This is a genomic window from Enterobacter cloacae complex sp. 6730903 (assembly GCF_048283985.1).
GTDB classification, from domain to species: Bacteria; Pseudomonadota; Gammaproteobacteria; order Enterobacterales; family Enterobacteriaceae; genus Enterobacter; species Enterobacter hormaechei_C.
The window spans coordinates 1-1,006 of sequence record NZ_JBLVXX010000136.1; the positions used below are offsets into that span (position 1 = coordinate 1).

At 53.4% G+C, this 1,006-nt stretch carries 1 protein-coding gene; it reads right to left on the bottom strand.

Annotated elements, in window-relative coordinates; all coding sequences use genetic code 11:
• Window positions 1–56: 56 nt before the first annotated feature.
• Window positions 57–1,006, bottom strand: a 950-nt coding sequence (locus ACNQ0W_RS25200; protein ID WP_240324768.1) for an IS5 family transposase, incomplete at its 5' end; no start/stop codon positions are given.

Consider the following 1,006-nt stretch of genomic DNA (forward strand, 5'->3'; position numbering starts at 1 on the left):
GGCTTTGTTGAATAAATCAGATTTCGGGTAAGTCTCCCCCGTAGCGGGTTGTGTTTTCAGGCAATACGCACGCTTTCAGGCATACCTGCTTTCGTCATTTTGTTCAGCGCTCGTACCAGGGCCATAGCCTCCGCAACCTGACCATCGTAGTCACGCAGCGTCAGTGAACCCCCGAACAGCTGTTTTACCCGGTACATCGCCGTTTCCGCTATCGAGCGACGGTTGTAATCTGTTGTCCATTTCCACCGCGCATTACTCCCGGTCATTCGCTGATTAGCCACTGCACGGTTACGGTCTGCATATTCACCGGGCCAGTAACCCGCACCTTTTCGGGGCGGGATAAGCGCGCTGATTTTCTTACGCCGCAGTTCATCGTGACATAGCCGGGTATCGTAAGCGCCATCGGCGGCGGCTGACCTGATTTTCCGGTGGGTTTGCCGGATTAACCCGGGGAAGGCCTCTGAGTCCGTAACGTTGTTCAGCGACAGGTCTGCACAGATGATTTCATGTGTGTTGCTGTCAACTGCCAGATGCAACTTTCGCCATATACGACGGCGTTCCTGGCCATGCTTTTTGACTTTCCACTCGCCTTCACCGAAGACCTTCAGCCCGGTGGAATCAATTACCAGGTGTGCGATTTCACCCCGGGTGGGCGTTTTGAAACTGACATTAACCGACTTTGCCCGCCTGCTGACACAGCTGTAATCCGGGCAGCGTAGCGGAACGTTCATCAGAGAAAAAATGGAATCAATAAAGCCCTGCGCAGCGCGCAGGGTCAGCCTGAATACGCGTTTAATGACCAGCACAGTCGTGATGGCAAGGTCAGAATAGCGCTGAGGTCTGCCTCGTGAAGAAGGTGTTGCTGACTCATACCAGGCCTGAATAGCTTCATCATCCAGCCAGAAAGTTATGGAGCCACGGTTGATGAGGGCTTTATTGTAGGTGGGCCAGTTGGTGATTTTGAACTTTTGCTTTGCCACGGAACGGTCTGCGTTGTCGGGAAGAT